This is a genomic window from Methylobacterium sp. GC_Met_2 (assembly GCF_026540795.1).
In the GTDB taxonomy this organism is placed as follows: domain Bacteria; phylum Pseudomonadota; class Alphaproteobacteria; order Rhizobiales; family Beijerinckiaceae; genus Methylobacterium.
The window spans coordinates 1-19414 of record NZ_JALNUM010000112.1; the positions used below are offsets into that span (position 1 = coordinate 1).

Genomic DNA, 19414 nt, shown 5'->3' on the forward strand with positions numbered 1-19414 from the left:
GCGCCCATGGCTGCATGTGGCAGCGTCCGAAAAGGGTGGGGAGCGGAAGTTAGTCACTTGCCTCAAGGCGGACGGACTGCTCGCGACCCATGTCGGACGTACAGATCGCTGCCACAGTTTCTTAAAATCAGATATATCTTTGCAGCTTATTCAGCCCCGAAGCTGTAAGCTCATCAGCTGGACTTTCATCGTACAACTGATGTCTCCGACTAGGTAGCTGATGACGATATGTCTACTGCCTATGCCGCGTTCGATCAGGCGTGAGTTAAAACCTGGCCATTCGCATGGAAGAGGACGTTCCGCCTCCAACCCTGAGCGGATGCTCGCCATCCGCAACCTTTTACGTGACCCGTGATCCTGGGTGGGGCCTTCCATCGGCGGCGCTGCGCCCTCGGTACAGCGAAGGCCCAAGCGACAGGAACATGCCATGAGCAGTGCACCGAATGGATCGGTCATCCAGCGCGAGGCCCCACGCTCCGACCTCCTCGCCTTCGAGGTGAAGGACAAAATCACCAAGGCCGACATCGAATGGATGTCCTCGGTGACGGATACCGCCATGCAGGCGCACGACAAAATCGACATGCTCATCATCATGTCGAACTACGAAGGCTCAGATCTCGGCGCGACATTCGATGGGTACGCTACCAGCGTGAAGGTGCGGTCGGTCGCGCATATCCAACGCTACGTCGTGGTGGGCGCTCCGGCTTTTGCCAAGGCTATGATCAACCTATCCGGGATGGTCATGCCGGTGGAGACCAAGACCTTCGACCTCCACGAGGAACCGGATGCCTGGGCTTGGCTCGCACAGAGCCACGCGGAGGGATCATGATCCGCGTAGCCGTCTACGGGTGACGCTCGCGAAGGCGGACTGGAGCCGGTTGTGCCGATCTATACCCTCAAGTGCGTATTGCGGTTCACGGATGGGCGGGCTGGCGCGGCGTTCGACACCGTCGAGATCAGCGCGGACAGTCCGGATGAAGCCATCGGCGTCGCGCAGCACTACGAGTGCTCGACCGCTGAGATGGCACTCAGTCTGGCCGTCCTGACGGATGCGACCGGGCAGGCTGTCTGGACATTGCGGGCGCCCGATCACGTCGATGCTGCCTCATCTGCCGATGATGCTCTTGCGCCGCTTCCAGGTCGCAGCCTTGCTTAGGATGCGCGAGAGCTGTTCGACCGAGTACGGCTTGTGCAGCAGCTCGAACCCGTAGGTGCCGTTCTGGGCCAGCACATGGCTGTAGCCGGAGGTCAGCACCACAGGCAGGTCGTGATGCTGTGCGCGGATTGCCTGTCCTAGATCGATGCCGCTCATCCCTGGCATCACCACGTCCGAAAACACAACGTCGAACCGGGTAGCGTCTCGCCGCAACTCTGCCAGTGCTTCCTCGGCATTGCTGGCGAGCACTGTCACATAGCCAAGGTCGGTTAACGACTGGACCGCGAACGTGCCGACATCCGCGTTGTCCTCGACCACAAGCACGCACATGCCATGCCCGTCGACCAAAGGTCCGGTATCGTCCGGCTCGCCCGGCACATCCGCTGCTTCGACGCGCGGGAGGTAGAGCGTAAAGGTCGTGCCCTGACCAACCTCGCTCTCGACCGTCACGTCGCCGCCCGACTGCTTGGCGAACCCGATCACCTGGCTTAGCCCCAGCCCGGTGCCCTTACCGGTCTCTTTGGTGGTGAAGAACGGTTCGAAGATCTGGTCCAGGCGATCTTCCGGGATGCCGGTGCCGGTATCCGTGACAGAGGCGGCGACGAACGCGCCTGCGCGACTGGTGTGGGCGCGTACGGCCGGGATGCCATCGACCGGCTTCACCTGGATGGTAAGCTGCCCCTCGCCGTTCATCGCGTCGCGCGCATTCACCGCCATATTGACCAACGCAGTATCGAATTGGCTCGGATCGGCGAGCACGAAACACGGCTCCTCGGGAAGAGTAGGCGTGACCCTGATCCGCGAACCCGTGATCGTACCGATCATATCGGAAAGCGCGCGTACGCTGTCGGAAGCCGCAAACACCACGGGCTTGAGGGCTTGGCGGCGGGCGAAGGCCAGCAGTTGCCCTGTGAGCTTGGCGGCCCGGTCGACCGTGTCGGAGATCGCGCCGATGTAGCGCGTGCGCCGCTCCTCGGAGAGGTCGGATCGTTTAAGCAGGTCGGTGGATGAGCGGATGACGGTCAACAGGTTGTTGAAGTCGTGCGCTACGCCCCCCGTAAGCTGGCCGACTGCTTCGAGCTTCTGTGACTGGCGGAGCTGGTCCTCCACCTGACTGCGGCTCGCCAGTTCCTCGGCGACACGCTGCTCAAGGGTCTCGTTGAGTTCGCGCAGGCGGGCTTCGCTCTCGCGCAACGCCGCCTCGGCACGACGGCTATCGGTGATGTCGGTCGCCGCGCCATACCATTCTGTGATCTCCCCCTGATCATCGAAGAGCGGGACTGCGCGTGAAGATGCCCAGCCGATCGTGCCGTCCGCCTGGTTGACCCGGTGTTCGATCGCATAGGTCGATTTGGTCGCGATCGCGCGGGCGATCTCAGTGCGGACAGCCGCCCGGTCCTCAGCCGGGATGTAGCTGTCGAGCCACCCCGAGGTGTCGGTGGTCGTGTCGGGGATGAAATTGTTGCCGGTGAGCTGCTGCAAGCTCGACCAGTCCTCGTTGAGCCGAAAGCGAACCTCGGACGAGGAGCGGATCAGGGCATCAAGCCGTCGCTGGCTCTGCACCAGGGACGCGTGGCTCTTGCGCAGCCGCGTCTCACCACGGCTCCGCTCGACCGCCGCCCACAACCGGGAACAGGTTTCCTCGACCAACGCGACTTCCGCAGGGTGCCACTGCCGCGGTTGATCGTGGTGGATGAACAGCATGGCCATCATCCGCCCCTCCCGCACAAGCGGTACGTCGAGGATGGCGCGTGTGCCGATCTGGTCATAAGCGGCGGCGACAAATGGATTGGCCGTCAAATCATTCTCACGCACGTCAGCGATGGCCATCGTCTGGCCGGTCTTCAGCTTGGCTATGAATGCTGGACCAAAATCGTCCATGCACCATGTGCCGACCACGGATGGGATTGGTCCGGCGTTCCAATCGCGCGCGACGGTGACATGCGTCTGAGCGTCATCGATCTCACCAAACCCAACCTGTGCGACCCCGAGGTGGCCACCGAGTGCGGCTGTCGCCTCGGCCATCATCGACACGGGGTCGGTGAGATCGCGCAAGCGGGCATTGAGAGCGAGCTGGAAGTTCAAACGTATTTCGTTCGCCCGCAGCTCGACATTGGCACCGAACAGGGTCCGTTCGCTTGCGGTCAGATTTTCATTGAGGGTGCGCATTCGTTCGCGCGCAAACGTAACATCGAATTGAGAGGCAAAAAAATAAGTAAGCGCACCCTGCTCGTCGAATACGGGCGAGACAAGAACACGGTTCCAGAACGTCGTTCCGTTTTTTGTGTAGTTTAGAAGCTCGATTTCAATCTGCTTCCGCTGCTTAATCGCTTCACGAACTTTGCCGATATCGCTTTGGTTGGTCGCTGGACCTTGCAGAAAACGGCAGTTCCGACCGAGGATTTCCTCGCGTGAATAGTGGGTTAAATTCAAGAAGGCGTCGTTCACGAACACAATCGGATTGTCCGCTTGGTGCGGGTCCGTAATGATCATCGGCATCCGCGTGGCGCGGACGGCCGCTGTGAACGGATCGTGGCTGCCGTCTTTGCGAACGAGTTCAACCTCGATGCGGGCCTGCTCGCGGGAGCTACTCACCGATGCTGATCCAGGCCACTTGCGCGCGCCGACCTGTTGGACCTTTGCGGCACAGGCTTTTGACGAAGGCGGACCTCGTCGTGCTCCAAGAGGCGGAGCGCGGCACGGACGACCTCGCTGGCGCTCGCAAACCGCCCGGACTGAAGGCAATCGCGTACGAGCGCGTCCTGCTCCGGTGTGATGGAGACGGTCAGGGTTCGACGGATAGGCATGACGGGGCCTTGCACGCTACGAGTTTGTCTTACAAGCGATCGGATTGTCGCGCTGAGGCGCCGACACATTCAACCCGTTCGGTCGTGCTACCTCGTCTCATCGGCTGCCCCGTAAGCGTACGCTCCTAGTTTTCGAAAAGTGGCGGCAGCGGACCCTAACTCTCCTCCCCGAACCGGACGGTCAGTTTCCGGCTCAGTTATGTCGTGCGAGTTGCGACAGTAGCTATTAGAATGTGGACCTGGCTCGGCGGCTGTTTGACGACGAGAATGGAACATTTCCGTGGGAGCGACTGCTGCCCTTGTTCACGGAGGCCTTTGGTCAGCCGATCGGTACTGCCTTCGCCCCTGTCCCAGCTATCGATGCCGTCCCTGGTAGGCTACACGCGCCCGAGAACGAAACGCGATCCAGCCCAAGGCATTCGAATGGCGACGGACGGCACCGAGGTCCTCATCAGGACCGTGACCCAGGAGGAGGCCGCGGTCCTCGATGGATGGCTCGGTCTGCTTAAGACCGGCGGCTCACTGCAGTCCGGCCGCATCCGAAAGGCGGAACTCGAAACACAGGCCAAGTCCGTGTTTGGTTTCTTCCGGGAGGCCCTGCGCGCAGGCGGGACAGATGCCAGTGGGGAGGCCTACGGTCCCCTGCGCGACACCCTCTCCGATATCTCCCGCTCGCGGGCTATCCAGGGTTTTACCCCGACCGATACCGCTAACTTCGTGCTCTCGCTCAAGGAGCCGATTTTTGATGCTCTGAACCGGGTCTCAGCTACCGACGCTTCTCAGATCGCGGCCGGAACGTGGACTGTGAGCAAGGTGCTCGACCAACTCGGCCTGCATACGATGGAGGTCTTCCTGCAAAGCCGGGAGGAGATCATCGGGCGTCAGGGCGAGGAGATCGCTGAGCTCTCGACCCCGGTCGTACGCTTGTGGGACGGTATCCTCGCGCTGCCGCTGATCGGTACCCTCGACAGCGCCCGTACCGGCGTCGTCATGGAGAACCTCCTACAGGCCATCGTCGACGAGGAAGCCGAGATCGCCATCATCGACATCACCGGGGTGCCGACCGTCGACACGCTGGTCGCCCAGCACCTGCTGAAAGCCATTGCCGCCGCCCGGCTGATGGGCGCCGATTGCATCATCTCCGGTATCCGTCCCCAGATCGCCCAGACCATGGTCCACCTCGGCGTCGAACTGAACGTCGTCTCCAAGGCGACGTTGGCCGACGCCTTTGCCCTGGCGCTCCGCAGGACCGGACGTACCGTGGTCCGCAAGCCCCAGGCGCCCTCCAACGAGGCTCTGCGATAGCGCCATGGACCGTATTCCGATCCTCAAGCTGGGTGGCGCGCTCATCGTCACCATCCAGGTCGACATGCATGACCGGCTCGCCGTCACCCTAGAGGAGGACCTCACGGCGATGATCGCACGGACAGGCGCTCGAGGCGTCCTCATTGAGATCTCCGCCCTGGAGATCGTCGACTCGTTCATCGGGCGCATGCTCGACAACATCGCCGCGGTCTCGCGCGTCCTCGACGCCGACACCGTGGTTGTGGGCATGCGCCCCGCCGTCGCCATTACGCTTGTCGAGCTCGGCCTGACGCTTGCCGGCATCAAGACGGCCCTGAATGTCGAGCGCGGCATGGCAATGATCCAGGAGCGGCTCGCAGAGGATGGTGTCGATGGCCGGGGGAGTGCCCGTGGCCGTTACGAGGACTGAACGCCTGCCGATACGCTCCGGAGAGGACGTGGTGCGCGTTCGTCAGGCGGTGCGAACCTGCTCGGTCGAGGTCGGCTTCGGCCTCGTCGATCAGACTAAGTTCGTAACGGCGGCGAGCGAGCTGGCCCGCAACACGCTGGACTACGGCGGCGGCGGCGAGGTTCTCATCGAGCTCCTCCAGGAAGCGCGACGACGAGGTTTGCGGCTGACATTCGTGGATGAAGGGCCGGGCATTCCCGACGTCGAGAAAGCGTTGACCGACCATTACACCACGGGCGGCGGCCTCGGCCTCGGCCTTGGGGGAGCCAAGCGGCTATCCAACGAGTTCCATATCGAGTCGGCCGTAGGCATAGGGACCCGCGTCACCATCGCACGCTGGAAATAAGCATGATCAGCGTGACCGTGACGGAGGCGAGCCAAGTCGCCGAGGCCAGGCGTCGGGCGACCGGCGTTGCGCAAGACCTCGGGTTCGACCAGATAGCCGACGGCCGGGTGGCGATCGTTGCCACTGAGCTCGCGACCAATCTCGTCAAGTACGCGACGGGTGGCGAGATGCTGATCGGTACCTTCGAGGACGAGACCGGCGCCGGCGTGGAGATCCTCGCCCTGGACCGAGGCCCGGGCGTTGCCGACATCGCCGGCGCGTTGCGTGACGGGCATTCCACCGGAGGAAGCCCCGGCACCGGTCTCGGCGCAGTCCGGCGGCAGTCCCAAACCTTCGACATCGCTACTTGGCCTGGACGTGGACTCGTTGTGCTCGCTCGGATCGCGGGGACGGTACCCAAGGCGTCGAACATCGGCCCATCTCCGGTTCCACGTTGGGGAGCGGTCGGTGTCCCACTCCGCGGCGAGACTGTGAACGGGGATGCCCATTGCATCCGTACGCATGGCGACGGCTGGACGGTGCTCGTCGTGGACGGCCTCGGTCACGGACCCCAAGCAGCACAGGCGTCCGAGGCCGCCGTTCGCGCGTTCCGCAACCATGAACTGGAGCAACCGGCCGACATCATAGCGGCGGTTCATGCCGGCCTGGGACATACCCGTGGCGCAGCCGTCTCGGTGGCGCGGTACGAACCCGGGGGTGGCACGCTGGTCTTCGCCGGCATCGGAAACGTCGCCGGCGCCGTGGTCACCGGCGGCGAGACCAAGCGCCTCGTTTCCCTGCCCGGAACCGCTGGGCTCGTCGCCCGCCGTATCCAAGCGTTCGATCAGCCGTTCACGCCGCGAAGCCTGCTGGTGATGTGCTCAGACGGGATCGGCACGAACTGGTCGCTGGATCCCTACCCGGGTCTCGTGGAGGCTCATCCGACTTTGATCGCAGCAGTTCTATATCGCGATTTCGCCCGGGGACGCGACGACGCAACAGTTATGATCGTCCGGGATTTTCAGGCGTGAGGTGGCCGCTCATCACGATGCTGGTCGCGCACGAAGAGGATATCTTCACCGTGCGCCAGCGCGCTCGTTGCGTGGCCGGGCAACTCGGCTTCGGAGCTCCGGACCAGACCCGGATCGCAACGGCCGTCTCAGAGATCGCCCGCAACGCGCACGACTATGCCGGCGGCGGTAGGGTCGAGTTCGGCGTCGACGTCGAGGGAAACCGCCAGCTCCTGCTCGTCCGGATCGGTGACAAGGGTCCTGGCATCACCGAGCTTCCGGCCATCCTCGAAGGCCGGTACCGTTCGTCGACGGGCCTCGGCATCGGTATCACCGGATCGCGCAGGCTGATGGATCGGTTCGAGGTGGCCACGAACCCCGCCACCGGCACCAGTGTAGTCCTAGGCAAGGTCATTCCGGACGGTCGGCCGCCGCTCGACGGCCCGTCAATCGTCGGGTTGGCTGAGGCGATGCGTTCATGGAGGGACGGACCGCAAACCGCCATGCGCGAGCAGAACCGGGAGTTGCTCGCGAGCCTCGCAGAACTGACCGAGAGGGAGGAGGAGGCCCGGCGGCTCAACGCCGAACTGGCGGAGACCAACCGGGGCGTGGTTGCCCTCTACGCCGAACTCGAAACCCAAGCCGGACAGCTTCGTGAGGCGGGCGCCAACCTTGAAACCCTGGTTACCAGCCGAACGGCTGAACTCGCGCGGGCCAACAAGCTTCTTAAATCCGAGGCTGCCGAGCGCGAGCGAATGGGGGAGGCCCTGCGCCAGTCTCAGAAAATGGAGGCCGTAGGCCAACTCACTGGCGGGCTGGCGCACGACTTCAATAATCTGCTGGCTGGTATCTCGGGCTCGCTAGAGTTGATGCAGACCCGCATGCAGCAGGGCCGCCTCACGGACGTGGACCGCTACATGACGGCGGCGCAGGGGGCCACAAGACGGGCTGCAGCTCTGACGCACCGTCTACTAGCCTTCTCCCGTCGCCAGACCCTCGATCCCAAACCCACCGACGTGAACCGTTTGACTGTGGGCATGCAGGAGTTGATCCAGCGCACGGTCGGCCCGACAATTCCGATCGAGGTCGTCGGTGCGTCCGGTATCTGGCCTGCGTTGGTGGACCCGTCGCAGCTTGAAAATGCACTGTTGAACCTCTGCATCAATGCCCGTGACGCCATGCCCGATGGGGGGCGCATAACGATCGAGACCGCTAACCGTTGGCTCGACGAGTGGGCTGCAAAGAAGCATGATATTCCGGAAGGGCAGTACCTCTCGTTGTGCGTTACCGACACCGGGACGGGCATGCCACCGGAGGTAGTGGCGCGGGTGTTCGAGCCGTTCTTCACCACCAAGCCCATCGGCGAGGGCACTGGGCTCGGTCTGTCGATGATCTATGGTTTTGCCCAGCAGTCCGGCGGGCAGGTGCGCATATACTCCGAGGTCGGTCAGGGCACGACCGTGTGCATCTACCTACCGCGCCATTACGGCGAAGTCGCTGATGACGCTACTGATGCCGCCGCCACCGTGTTGCCCCGTTCGGACCACGGCGAGACCGTCCTAGTCGTCGACGACGAGCCGACCGTGCGCATGCTCGTCACCGACATTCTTGAAGATCTCGGCTACACGTCGATCGAGGCGGGCGACAGCGCAGCAGGCCTTAAGATCCTGCAATCAGACGTGCGCATTGACCTGCTGGTCACCGACGTAGGCCTACCCGGCGGTATGAACGGGCGACAGATGGCTGATGCTGCACGGACGCATCGCCCGGACCTGAAAGTGTTGTTCATCACCGGCTACGCGGAAAACGCTATCCTCGGCAACGGGAAGCTCTCGCCCGGCATGGCGGTGCTCACCAAACCGTTCGCAATCGAGAACATGGCGGCGCGCATCCGTTCGATGATCGAGGTGGGGCCGCAATATCGAGTCTGAGGGCCCGTCATGGGTCGAGAGCGGGCGCAGCAACGATGTCCGCTTCCATTCATCGCCGCCGAAAAGCGGACGGGCAGCAATCCACCCAACCCAGCCGTGGGCCATCCTCCATCACCCTGCCGCGAAGCGGACTTTCCGAGGATCCGAGAAAGGTCGAAAGCAACCTCAACGTCATGTCGGCAACCCGATCGAATTGCCGACACTGCTGCTCGTGCTACCAGTCGTTGTGTTCCAATAGGGCAGGCCCTAACGGAACGCCGGGCGTGGTTCCGCTGGACTGGTTCGTGGATCAGCGGTTCAGTTTGGACAGCCGGACTCAACTCGGCAGCCCCGTGAGGCTAACGGTGCAGCGGGAGCATACCCAAATCGGACTGGCCGGATCGGCTGCAATGAGTGGCAGCCAAACTCTGGCCTTTCGCCCCAAAACGGACGTTCCTTTCAATCGTCCTCCACCGATCGGCTAAGCGCAAACGAACCGGCACCTACGGCGGCGGTTGTTGCATTGGAATGGGTGCCATCATCGTCATCGCCACCTCCGCTGGTGGCTTGGATCCGCTCCTGCGGATCGTCACCGCGCTGCCGCCCACCTGTCGCGCCTCCGTGTTCATCGTCCAGCACATCGGGACGAACCAAAGCATCCTCCCCGACATCCTCTATTCTCGCGGAAATCTCCCAGCAGCCTTTGCCCAGCACGGCGAGGTGGTCGAGCGCGGCCGGATCTACGTCGCTCCGCCTGACCACCACATGCGGTTGGGCTTCGGCTCGACTTGGCTGGATCGTGGGAGCAAGGTCCACTTCGCGCGTCCAGCTGCCGATCCGTTGTTCATCTCGGCCGCCAAAGCCTACGGCGAGCGCGTGGTTGGGATCATACTCAGTGGTGCGAACGGCGACGGCGCTGATGGCATGCGTGCGATCACAGCGCACGGTGGCCTCGGCTTAGTGCAAGACCTGAACGAAGCCAAATTTCCTGAAATGCCCCTGGCGGCGCTGAGACACGATCACCCCGAGGAACCCCTCACGGCTGATCGGCTCGCCGAGCGGATCGCGGCACACTGCGCGGATCTCTGAACCAGATCGACTCAATGCCGACGGTTGCCCAAACAAAAAAGGCCAGCCCGAAGGCTGGCCCTGATGGTTTGATTGGGTCCGAGCTTACTCGGCCGCAGTCATCTCGGTCGTGAAATGACCGCACCAATCCTCGGTGGCCACGACCGGCCACAAGCCCTTGGACTCCGGCGTCGGCTGAGTGACCGGCGGGTTGAAGCGGCACAAGCCGGCATCAGCCTGCGCCTGGGCACCGTTGCCGTGGTGATCGTCAAAGAACTTGCAGCTCTGGCACGTCGCGTTGGCCATCGGTAGCTCCTGTATCCCAGTTAGCGGTCGGGGACCGCGCGTACTTACGAATTAGAACAAATCCAATCTGATGGTCAACCAGCACCGCTTGGGGTGGTTCCGTTTTCCACCTCGATGCACCCCGAAATGCCCTGTCAGCGAGGTGATTTGAGTTGGTGAGCCTGGGTGGATCTTTGCCTTCAGCCTTGATCCGGTTGGTCCCTAATCCGCCTGCGGGCTTCCTCTCGCGGAACGCGATCAACTCACGCAGCACAAACCCAGCCGAGCTTCTCGGCCATCTGAAACGGACTGGGCGCAGCAGTACCTCCACCAAGCCTCAGCTTGGTGATGGCCTCCTCCATCCCACCGGCGCTTTCGTGGCCAACTCGCCGAGCATGCGCGTCCTAGCCCGGACTGGCTTGCTCGAAAGCCGTAAGCACCTGGGCCGCGAAATATGGTTTGGGTACGAACTTACCGTGGTCCGGCACATCCTCGTCGGTGAGCCGGCACCGCCCGGACGTGATCACCAAACGGATGTGCGGCCAATACTCCGCGACGCGATTTGCCAAGCCAAAACCGTTCAAAGATCCCGGCATCTCGATGTCTGTGAACAGCACATCGATGTCGTCGCGGTTCTGCAAAATGGCCCAAGCCGCATCGCCGGTGGGAGCCTCAATGACCTGAAATCCCGCGTCTTCGAGCATATCGACCGCCAGCATGCGCACGAGGCTCTCGTCCTCCACGATCAATACTGTAAACGGGACGGGGGTGTGTGCGTCGGCCATGAAAGACCTAACGGCATCGCGGCCGGACAGTTGCGGCTCTCCTCCGAAAGCGGCATGCGGCTACCACGGGGGGATGCGCGGCTGTCTCATTCTCACCCCCCCCTCACCATACCGCTCAACGAACTCCGCGGTGAGACCTGAGAGTTTACCTTGGAGCATCAGCGCCCCGACCCGGTGACGCCGAGCGAGGCCACGCAGCACATCGGCGACTGGCTGACCCTCTAAGGAGTCAGCAGCATCGATCAAATCAGCCGCCAAAGCGTTCATCTTGGCGGATCCGGAAGCCATAACCGCCATCAGTTCAAGCATTTCCTCACGCATTTCGAAAATATGGTAAGGACCAGCTCGAAGTCTAGAGCCGTGAAATCCAGCAAGGTCGGGAACAAGCTGCGCGATATGTATTCCGGGCTGATGTTCGAGCCCATCCCGAACCATTTGGCTGGTTTGTTGAAACAGCTTGATGCCGCTGACGATGACCGCGTGAAAGGCTTGGATACCGCTCAGCCGGCAGAGTAGGGAGTGTCACCGGCTTGAATGTCTTTAAGCGGTGCCACGATGGTACAAATCACGCCTCCGGGGGGATAGCTCAGCTCGACCTCACCGCCGAAACTACCGGCTAAGCCACGTCCGATCAGTCGCGTACCGAACCCAGTCTGCGTCGGCGGCACGACCAGCGGCCCACCAACCTCGGACCACCCTAGCTGAACCCGGGAATTGATATTCTCTCCGTCAATCGTCCAGCGTATCATCACCCGACCGTCCGATGTTGACAGGGCACCGTACTTGGCAGCGTTGGTCGCCAGTTCGTGCAGCATCAGCGCCAGTGGCATCGCGGCTTTCGAGCCGACGTTCAAAGCCGGCCCTTCGATCACGAAGCGATCGGGCCTATCCGTGTGGGGCTGGAGTGCCTCTTCGATCAGCCCCCGCAGCGGTGTGCTGCTACGGGCGCCCCCAAGCAAAAGATCATGCGATTTGCCCAGCGCGATCAGCCGGGCTGCCAAGACGTTCCTAGCGGTGTCCACATCGCCGGCCGTGCGCATGGTTTGGGTGGCGATTGATTGAACCATCGCCAGCATGTTCTTCATGCGATGGCTCAGTTCGAGGTTGATGATACGCTGCTGTTCTTCGGCCTCGACCCGAGCGATCGCCGCGCGGGTGCGGTCGGCGACGTTGCTCACGAACCCAATCTCCTCCGGTGACCAGGCATAAGGCCCATCTTTGGTGACATAAAAGATCGCCACGAAGCGACCGCGCTCCATCACCGGAAAATTGACCAGCGTCCGTACGTCAATCGCCCCCAACGCGGCCGCGTCGTTCGCTGTGCGGGGATCGGCGGATACGTCATTGATGATGACCGGCTCGCCCGCTTTCAGGCTCTCGATATATGAGCCGTAATCACGGAACTTGTGTACCCCGGCGATGCTCGTCAGCCCGGGGGCAGTCCACTCTCTCTCGATCGAAATGGTCTCGCGCTCTGGATCGACGGCGCCATAGCCTGCGTGGGACAACCCAAACATTCGGCCCGTGATCTCGGCGACCGCGCTGACGATTTCAGCTCGCTCACTCGTATTCCGTAACCGGTCGCCCACCTCGATCAGCGCAGCACGACGCTCTTCCTCCCGCTTGCGCTCGCTGATGTCGAGGAACATCGCGACGAAGCGTTCGCCTTCGCTCTTTCGAGCGCGGACCTCGAACGTACGGCTGAGCTGCGGCACGGCGATTTCGAAGACCTCAGACTCGCCGGTGCCAACCACTCGGGCATACGTATCGATCAACCACTGGGGGATGTTCGGCACGACCTCGCGCATGGTGCGGCCGGCTGTATCCGCCGGCAATCCGGACTGTTTCGCGAAGGCCGGATTGACCTCCACGAAGCGGAAATCGATCGCTGCGCCTTGGGCATCGCGAATGATCTCACCGGTGTGAAAACCTTCGTGCATGCCCTCGAACAAGCCGCGGTAGCGGACCTCGCTGGCGGCAATCCGCTGCTCGGCCGCTTTCTGCTCGGTGATGTCTCTGGACACCGACAGCAGCCGCTCCGGTCGGCCATCGGCGTCGAGCATCGGCGTGACCTGAACATCCCACCACCTGGGCGTACCGGCCATGGTCGCGGCCGAACCCTGAAAGTGCCCAACATCGCCAGCCCGCGCTGCCTCTAAAGCTGCGAGCGCATCGGCATTGCCCTGTCCCTGCCAAAAGCTCGGCCATGGGCAGCCCTTGATCGCGTTGAAGTCACTGACTTCCATCACCCGCTGACCGCCCTCGCTCATGAACGTGAGCTTGGCGTCGAGATCGAGCACCTTGATGCAGTCGGCTGACGACGCGAGCACGCTGCGCATAAACTCGGCGTCGGCACGCTGCTTCTCCGCCGCCAATCGCTGCTCGGTGCGGTCACGCAGGATTTTGATGAACCCCTCGGGCGCGCCGTCCTCGTCCTTGAGCGGCATCATCTCGCCCAGCGCGTAAAAGCGACTGCCGTCCTTGCGCCGGTGCCACCGCTCATCGTTGCCGCGGCCATGCAGCAAAGCCGCTCCCATCTCCCGCTCGGGGATCCCGTCCCGCGCGTCCTCCTCGGTGAAGAACACGTGTGCGGGCTGCCCACACATCTCCGTTGGGGTCCACCCCAGGATGCGTTCGGCACCGGTGTTCCAGCTGGTCACGATCCCTTCGAGGTCCATGGCGATGATCGCGTAATCGATCGCGCTGTCCAAAATGGCCCTGCTGCGATGGTCACTGCGCTGGTGCTGACGGAGCGTGCGCCGCAGCTCCATCGTGGTCACGACCTGCTGCGCCAGTGTCCGAAGGATCAGGCGTTGCGCTTCGGTGAGTTGGCCTGGTTTATCATCCGCGACGCACAGCGTGCCGATGGCAACGCCCGCCGGCGTCTTCAGCGGTGCGCCGGCATAGAAGCGCAAGTGGGCTTCGCCGATTACCAGCGGGTTGTCGGCCGTGCGCGGGTCTTTGGTCGCGTCGGGGATCTCCAGCACGTCATCCTGCTCCACCGCCAGCACACAAATCGAAGCGCTGAGCGGCAGTTCTGCGGGTCCGTTCCCAGCCATCGCCTTGGCCCACTGGCGGTCGATGTCGATCAAGTTGATCAGCGACAATGGCATACCGCATGCGGCGGCGGCGGCCTGGACGATCGCGTCGAACTCGGCTTCCGGTGCGGTGTCGAGGATCGCGTATCGGGCGAGCGCGAGCTGACGCCGGTCACGCTCGGCGAGCACCTGCAGCGGTGACAGTGTTGCACGGCCTTCGTGACGAAATGCGTTCATTAGAATTGTTCGATCGGACGCTCTGTCATGCCTCGGAAGCGCCGGGTGAACAAGGCCGTGAATTCACAGCACCGTCAGCGAGGGGTGACGTATCAGCTCGATGACGGATCTCGTCTGCATGTGACAAAGCAGCTTGCCGCATCATTCACAATCAGCGGTTGAATGTAATTCAAAATAATTGGTAAGATTACAACCGATCATTAGCAGTTCCTGACTTAGCAACTGAGCATTGTAACCGGAGTGTCCGGCTTCTCGACTTTGGAGCGGTCCGGTCGTGCTCACCCTGCTTCGCCCGCGCCGATCCTCGATCCCTGCCCTGTCCAGCAGAGGGGTGGCGGCGCTTAACTGGATCACTGTCGCGGGCCTCGCGGGCGTCTCCGGACTGATGCTTTGGACGATGCACGACGACGCGGCCGAGCGCGCCGACGCAGCCTCTCACGCCCTGGTTCAGGTGCTTAGCCGCGACATTGCCCGCAACATCGAACTCCTCGACCTCTCACTTCAAGCCGTGGTCGATGGCCTCCAAATTCCGGCCGTGCGCGATGCCGAGCCGGCTGTCCGCCGGATGATCCTGTTCGACCGCGCCTCGACTGCACGCAACTTCGGCGCGCTCATCGTGACGGACGAGCACGGCACGACGGTGCTCAGCTCGCGTGACAGCGACCCGCCTAAGCTCAACATCGCCGATCGGGAGTACTTCCAGCATCACCGCGATCACGCCGACGATACCCTGCACGTCGGCGCTCCGTTCGTCGGCCGCATCAGAGGCAAATGGGTGCTCCCGATTAGCCGGCGTCTCTCGCACGCCGACGGTTCCTTCGCGGGCGTCGTCCGTGCAGTGATCGAACTCGACTACTTCCGCAACCTTTTCGAAGCCGCCACCACCCGCCACGTCGGCCGGCTCGAACTCTACGGTCCGGGTGGAACCGTGCTGATGAGCGCCCCGTACGATCCGACGCGGATCGACGCGCACGTGGCTGGCAACCCGAGCTACGAGCACATGGCCCTGCAGGGAGAGGGCACGTTTCATGGACCGGCGGTGGTCGGGACGGGCGAGCATAACTTCGTCTACGCGCATGTGGGCTCGTTGCCGCTCGTCCTCAGCACATGCATGAAGTCCGGTGCAGCCTTTGCCACCTGGTGGTGGCGTGCCCTCACGCTCGGCGGCGTCGTGGCGATCCTGCTTGCCGCGGTGCTGGGACTGACCCGGCGGTTGCAACGTGAACTGGCCCAGCACAAGGCCACGGAGCTGCGTCTAGCGGCTGCGAACGCCGAACTCGCGGCCCTGGCCACGACGGACGCGCTGACCGGCCTGGGCAACCGGCGCCTGTTCGATGAAGCCCTCGATGGCGAATGGCGCCGGGCGGTGCGCAGTCAACGCCCACTGTCGCTGCTCATTCTCGACGCGGACTGGTTCAAGGGCTTCAACGATCTCTACGGGCACCAGCACGGTGATGAAGCGCTGCGGTTGATCGCACGCTCGCTGGACGCGGTCCTGAATGATCGGTTCGACACCGGCTTCCGCATCGGGGGTGAGGAATTTGCGGTGCTGCTACCGGACACCGACCTCGCCGGGGCTGTGGTCGTGGCGGAACGTATCCGGGTGGCGGTCGCCGGATGGGCGCTGTCACATGCCGGAAGCCCACATGGGGTGCTCAGCGTGAGCTGTGGGGCGGCCGAAATGATCCGCGCCCGAGCCAGCGACCCGGCCGCGTTGGTCGCGGCATCAGACATCGCCCTGTACGAAGCCAAGCAGCTCGGACGCGACCGGGTCTGGAGCGTGGATCTCGCCGTGGCTGGGCTCCGCAGCCTCAGTGGGGTGAGCGAACCCACGAGCGACCGTCAACGTGCCTGATTGCCGGCAAGCTTGCTTGGCGGTGATCTGAGCGTGGCTGATGAAGCGGAGCGGGACCGCTGGGGCCTTCCTAGCCACGGATCAGTGGTGATGAGTCCCGGCGAGAAAGTCTGACGCGGTCTGATCAAAAGATAATCAAATCGAACGGTATGGAACCGTCATCAGCGGTGCTTCGTGACGCCCACACTAATGAACCGAAAATACTTTCTGGTTCTACTCTTGGTTGTAAAATTTAGATCGTTGCACAAAATAGAGTTGTGCCCGTATCACGCAGCATGTTTTCGAACAAAGTCTTTAACGAAACCAGCGTAATCTCGGCCCTGACACGACGTGAAAGGCTTCCGGGATGGCATGTGGCCCGATTGAACACTCCGTCGGGTCGGACGATGGCATCCGCCTCGGCGACATCCTCGCCGCGCTGAGCCACGCGCTCGATCTCACCGAGGGGCAGCCGGCCGGTCACTGCGTGCGCGCAACGTACATCGGCATGCACATCGGACGCGAGCTTGGCTTGTCCGAGTTTGAGTTGTGGGAACTGTACTATACCGTCATGCTCAAGGACCTCGGCTGCTCCAGCAACGCTGCCAGGCTCTGCGCGCTGTACCTCGCCGACGACCTCAAGCTGAAGCACGACTTCAAGACCGTGCCCGACAGCCTGCCGAAGGTGTTGGGGTATGTACTCTCCCACACCGGGTTGAAAGCCGGGCTGGCCGAGCGGTTCAAAGCGATCCTCAACATCGCTCGCAACGGCGGCGCCCTTGTGCACGAGCTGATCCAAACTCGCTGCCAGCGCGGGGCTGAAATCGCCCGGCTCCTCCGCTTCCCACCCGCGGTCTGTGACGCGATCCACGCGCTGGACGAGCACTGGGACGGCCGCGGTCACCCCGATCAGCTTGCCGGTGCGGACATCCCGCTCTACGCCCGGATCGCGCTGATGGCGCAAGTGGTGGACGTGTTCCACACCGCGGCTGGACCCGAAGCGGCGCTGGCTGAAGTACGGGGTCGCTCGGGCGGATGGTTCGACCCACACGCGGTCGTCTGCTTCGAGCGTGCAGCGTCCACACCTGGTTTCTGGGGAACACTGGGATCCGACGGCCTGGAAGCGGCGGTGTTGGCCTTGGAGCCAGCCCGGCGCGGCGTGGTGATCGACGAGGACTACCTCGACGACATCGCCCGCGCCTTCGCTCAAGTGATCGACGCCAAGAGCCCGTTCACCTCCGGTCATTCCGAACGGGTAGCGGTCTACACCGACATGGTCGCGGCCGAACTCGGCTTCGACGCGGAACGGCGGCGCTGGCTACGGCGGGCGGCGCTGCTGCACGACATCGGCAAGCTCGGGGTGTCGAACACGATCCTCGACAAGAACGGTAAGCTCACCGACGACGAATGGCGGGACATGCGCGCGCATGCCAATCTCTCCGAAGCGATCCTCGCGCGGGTGCCGGCCTTCCGCGATATGGCCCGGATCGGGGGCAGCCATCACGAACGACTGGATGGCAAAGGCTACCCCCGCGGTCTGGGAGAGGACGCACTGCCGCTGGAAACGCGCATCGTCACGGTCGCCGACGTGTTCGACGCGCTGACCGCGGATCGGCCCTACCGCGCAGCGATGCCGCTGGAAAAGGCGCTGGGTATCATGCGCGCCGACCTCGATAAGGCCTTCGACCCAAGTTGCTTTACCGCGCTGGAGCGGGCGCTGTCGGCGAGCGAAGGGGATCTCGCCCGAGCCGCATGAATTGCACCGCGCTCGGTAGTCGCTCAGCTGGGTACGGCGACCTCTGCCGGCTCAGCGGACCCGGGTCGTTGGTCACCAAACTCGGATTGGGACCGGGATCGGTGATGTCAAAGGCCGCGAAGTCGCGGCGATGAGCACCCGCACCACCCACCCGATGGCCTGTGATCCGACGACCCGAACACACAGCGACGAAACGGCTTTGTCGAGCATACTCTGGTCCCTTGAGCGCAATTTTACATCCCAAGTCGCGAGACTTGATACGACTATAAAATGATGCGCTCACCGCTGTAATGCGTTAATACGAGCACAAAGGTCTATTTACTAAACGGAAATTTGTCGGAATTTGGTATATGCCGAGTTGCCCGGCCTTGCGAGGGCTCGACCGAAGCGTCTGAGTCGGCCACGATCCGATTTCCCTTACTGTGACTGATGCCTGACGGCTACGACAACGACGTGTGAAACGTTCAGCAGCGTCTTGGGCGCGGGCTACGTTGCGTATTAGCCCCTGGTCGTGTCGACACGGCAAAGCCCCGCCAGCCCATGATCGGATCGGGCGGCGAGGCTCAAGCTCCAGCCTTCCAACCGGCAGGATTGAACGTCCGCTTCATGCGGCGCAGCGCACTACGGCGGTCGAGCATCGCGATCATCTCGGCGGACGATGGATCCGGCTCGACGCTCATGTTTTCCTGAACGTACGTCAGTCGATTGTCGCTCATGGCGTAAACGTACCTCACGGCACGCCGCACGGTCTGCTGGTTGATGAAACCAGCGATCGGCGCATGCGCCCGCATCATGATCGTGTTGGCCATCTCACGGCTGTTAGCAGCCCAAAAAATCCGTCTCGGCCCGATCGGCATCAGGATGTGGCAGCCGGCGTCGTCCAATCCTCCGAATTTCAGCACCGGACGGTCCGAACTGAACAACGGTTCGACGCTGAGCGGTAGCAACGTCGATCCCCAAAACATCTTCGCGATCGGAGTCCCGATCCGCTCGCTCGCGGCCAAATCGGCGACCACCTGCAGTGCTTGGCGTTGCACCTGTGCGGGGTCCTGCTCGATCTCATGATGCATCGCTCGGTGCAGCGACGAAGCGTCCCCTGGTTTCCTCTGGCGGCGCCAGCGCCACTCGGCCGATGCGCTGGTTTTGGTCAATGTGTCGAACAATCGGCTTTTGACCGCGGCGACGTTTTCCGGGTGCCGAAAAAGCAAAGACAGGATGAACTGTGTCCAAGCCACACGTTCAGCACCGTCAAATACCTTCTGGCCACACTCGAATTTTTTCAAAACGATCGCACCACGATCGTCGATGGGCTTGAAGAAGTTTTCCTCAAGCAATGACGATGAACCGCGCGACACACCTTCTAACATGTACAATTTTTTGACGAACCCGGTGCCCCTGGGGGACACCCGCTGCGGATCGACTACGCTACCAAATGGTTTGCTGAACTGCA

General features: G+C 62.7%; 17 protein-coding genes. 11 read left to right on the forward strand and 6 right to left on the reverse strand.

All coding sequences use genetic code 11. The annotated features are described in order from the left end of the window. The first annotated feature begins 427 nt into the window (after positions 1–427). Entirely contained in the window at positions 428–829 is a 402-nt protein-coding gene (locus OXS49_RS26735) for an STAS/SEC14 domain-containing protein (RefSeq protein ID WP_267427720.1), read from the forward strand. Positions 830–880: 51 nt separating this feature from the next. Further along, on the forward strand, positions 881–1156 hold the full coding sequence (locus OXS49_RS26740; protein WP_267427721.1) for a hypothetical protein: 276 nt from the start codon (positions 881–883) through the stop codon (positions 1154–1156). On the opposite strand, the gene OXS49_RS26745 is transcribed toward OXS49_RS26740, so the two are convergent. Together OXS49_RS26745 and OXS49_RS26750 are read right to left on the reverse strand one after the other, a co-directional pair. Next, a complete protein-coding gene (locus OXS49_RS26745; RefSeq protein ID WP_267427722.1) occupies positions 1106–3751 on the reverse strand; it encodes a PAS domain-containing protein in 2646 nt (881 codons plus the stop codon). The two genes, OXS49_RS26740 and OXS49_RS26745, sit on opposite strands and share 51 nt — an antisense overlap. Continuing rightward, positions 3748–4032 (reverse strand): type II toxin-antitoxin system ParD family antitoxin, encoded by a 285-nt coding sequence (locus OXS49_RS26750; RefSeq protein ID WP_346016973.1) that lies wholly within the window; start codon positions 4030–4032, stop codon positions 3748–3750. The genes OXS49_RS26745 and OXS49_RS26750 overlap by 4 nt, the downstream gene beginning before the upstream one ends. A 354-nt stretch (positions 4033–4386) precedes the next feature. Here OXS49_RS26750 and OXS49_RS26755 point away from each other — a divergent pair, with 354 nt between their 5' ends. The 6 genes from OXS49_RS26755 to OXS49_RS26780 all read left to right on the forward strand — a co-directional run bounded on the left by OXS49_RS26755 (position 4387) and on the right by OXS49_RS26780 (position 10050). Beyond that, positions 4387–5268, forward strand: a complete 882-nt coding sequence (locus tag OXS49_RS26755; protein WP_267427724.1) for an STAS domain-containing protein — start codon at positions 4387–4389, stop codon at positions 5266–5268. Positions 5269–5272: 4 nt separating this feature from the next. Continuing rightward, positions 5273–5677 carry an STAS domain-containing protein gene (locus tag OXS49_RS26760; RefSeq protein ID WP_267427726.1) on the forward strand — a complete coding sequence of 135 codons (405 nt, stop codon included), beginning with the start codon at positions 5273–5275 and terminating at the stop codon, positions 5675–5677. A 28-nt stretch (positions 5678–5705) separates the two neighbouring features. Further along, the gene (locus OXS49_RS26765) at positions 5706–6062 is read left to right on the forward strand and encodes an anti-sigma regulatory factor (RefSeq protein ID WP_267427728.1); all 357 of its coding nucleotides are present in this window, start codon (positions 5706–5708) and stop codon (positions 6060–6062) included. Positions 6063–6064: 2 nt separating this feature from the next. After that, positions 6065–7072: an ATP-binding SpoIIE family protein phosphatase gene (locus OXS49_RS26770; RefSeq protein WP_267427729.1), complete on the forward strand. Its 1008-nt coding sequence runs from the start codon at positions 6065–6067 to the stop codon at positions 7070–7072. Further along, positions 7069–8982, forward strand: coding sequence for an ATP-binding protein (locus tag OXS49_RS26775; protein ID WP_267427730.1), 1914 nt, complete (start codon positions 7069–7071; stop codon positions 8980–8982). The genes OXS49_RS26770 and OXS49_RS26775 overlap by 4 nt, the downstream gene beginning before the upstream one ends. A 507-nt stretch (positions 8983–9489) precedes the next feature. Next, positions 9490–10050 (forward strand): chemotaxis protein CheB, encoded by a 561-nt coding sequence (locus tag OXS49_RS26780; RefSeq protein ID WP_267427731.1) that lies wholly within the window; start codon positions 9490–9492, stop codon positions 10048–10050. 84 nt (positions 10051–10134) lie between these two features. Here OXS49_RS26780 and OXS49_RS26785 read toward each other — a convergent pair whose 3' ends face one another. Both OXS49_RS26785 and OXS49_RS26790 read right to left on the reverse strand, forming a co-directional pair. Continuing rightward, positions 10135–10335: a hypothetical protein gene (locus OXS49_RS26785; RefSeq protein WP_267427732.1), complete on the reverse strand. Its 201-nt coding sequence runs from the start codon at positions 10333–10335 to the stop codon at positions 10135–10137. Between the two features lie 383 nt (positions 10336–10718). Continuing rightward, positions 10719–11099, reverse strand: a complete 381-nt coding sequence (locus OXS49_RS26790; RefSeq protein WP_267427733.1) for a response regulator — start codon at positions 11097–11099, stop codon at positions 10719–10721. A gap of 360 nt (positions 11100–11459) precedes the next feature. On the opposite strand from OXS49_RS26790, the gene OXS49_RS26795 reads away from it, so the two are divergent. Beyond that, positions 11460–11615 (forward strand): NepR family anti-sigma factor, encoded by a 156-nt coding sequence (locus tag OXS49_RS26795; protein WP_267427734.1) that lies wholly within the window; start codon positions 11460–11462, stop codon positions 11613–11615. Here the strand turns inward: OXS49_RS26795 and OXS49_RS26800 are convergent. Further along, on the reverse strand, positions 11600–14374 hold the full coding sequence (locus tag OXS49_RS26800; protein WP_267427736.1) for a PAS domain-containing protein: 2775 nt from the start codon (positions 14372–14374) through the stop codon (positions 11600–11602). The two genes, OXS49_RS26795 and OXS49_RS26800, sit on opposite strands and share 16 nt — an antisense overlap. Before the next feature lie 274 nt (positions 14375–14648). Here OXS49_RS26800 and OXS49_RS26805 point away from each other — a divergent pair, with 274 nt between their 5' ends. Further along, positions 14649–16229, forward strand: coding sequence for a sensor domain-containing diguanylate cyclase (locus OXS49_RS26805; protein ID WP_267427738.1), 1581 nt, complete (start codon positions 14649–14651; stop codon positions 16227–16229). A 346-nt stretch (positions 16230–16575) separates the two neighbouring features. Next, positions 16576–17964 carry an HD-GYP domain-containing protein gene (locus OXS49_RS26810; RefSeq protein WP_267427740.1) on the forward strand — a complete coding sequence of 463 codons (1389 nt, stop codon included), beginning with the start codon at positions 16576–16578 and terminating at the stop codon, positions 17962–17964. A gap of 563 nt (positions 17965–18527) precedes the next feature. On the opposite strand, the gene OXS49_RS26815 is transcribed toward OXS49_RS26810, so the two are convergent. Continuing rightward, the coding region (locus OXS49_RS26815; protein WP_267427742.1) for a DUF4238 domain-containing protein at positions 18528–19414 on the reverse strand (887 nt) is incomplete at its 5' end.

Coding starts and splice junctions, on each gene's coding strand:
- OXS49_RS26735 (WP_267427720.1), top strand. CDS start 428: ATGAGCAGTGCACCGAATGGATCGGTCATCCAGCGCGAGGCCCCACGC.
- OXS49_RS26750 (WP_346016973.1), bottom strand. CDS start 4,032: ATGTGTCGGCGCCTCAGCGCGACAATCCGATCGCTTGTAAGACAAACT.
- OXS49_RS26755 (WP_267427724.1), top strand. CDS start 4,387: ATGGCGACGGACGGCACCGAGGTCCTCATCAGGACCGTGACCCAGGAG.
- OXS49_RS26760 (WP_267427726.1), top strand. CDS start 5,273: ATGGACCGTATTCCGATCCTCAAGCTGGGTGGCGCGCTCATCGTCACC.
- OXS49_RS26770 (WP_267427729.1), top strand. CDS start 6,065: ATGATCAGCGTGACCGTGACGGAGGCGAGCCAAGTCGCCGAGGCCAGG.
- OXS49_RS26780 (WP_267427731.1), top strand. CDS start 9,490: ATGGGTGCCATCATCGTCATCGCCACCTCCGCTGGTGGCTTGGATCCG.
- OXS49_RS26785 (WP_267427732.1), bottom strand. CDS start 10,335: ATGGCCAACGCGACGTGCCAGAGCTGCAAGTTCTTTGACGATCACCAC.
- OXS49_RS26790 (WP_267427733.1), bottom strand. CDS start 11,099: ATGGCCGACGCACACACCCCCGTCCCGTTTACAGTATTGATCGTGGAG.
- OXS49_RS26800 (WP_267427736.1), bottom strand. CDS start 14,374: ATGAACGCATTTCGTCACGAAGGCCGTGCAACACTGTCACCGCTGCAG.
- OXS49_RS26810 (WP_267427740.1), top strand. CDS start 16,576: ATGGCATGTGGCCCGATTGAACACTCCGTCGGGTCGGACGATGGCATC.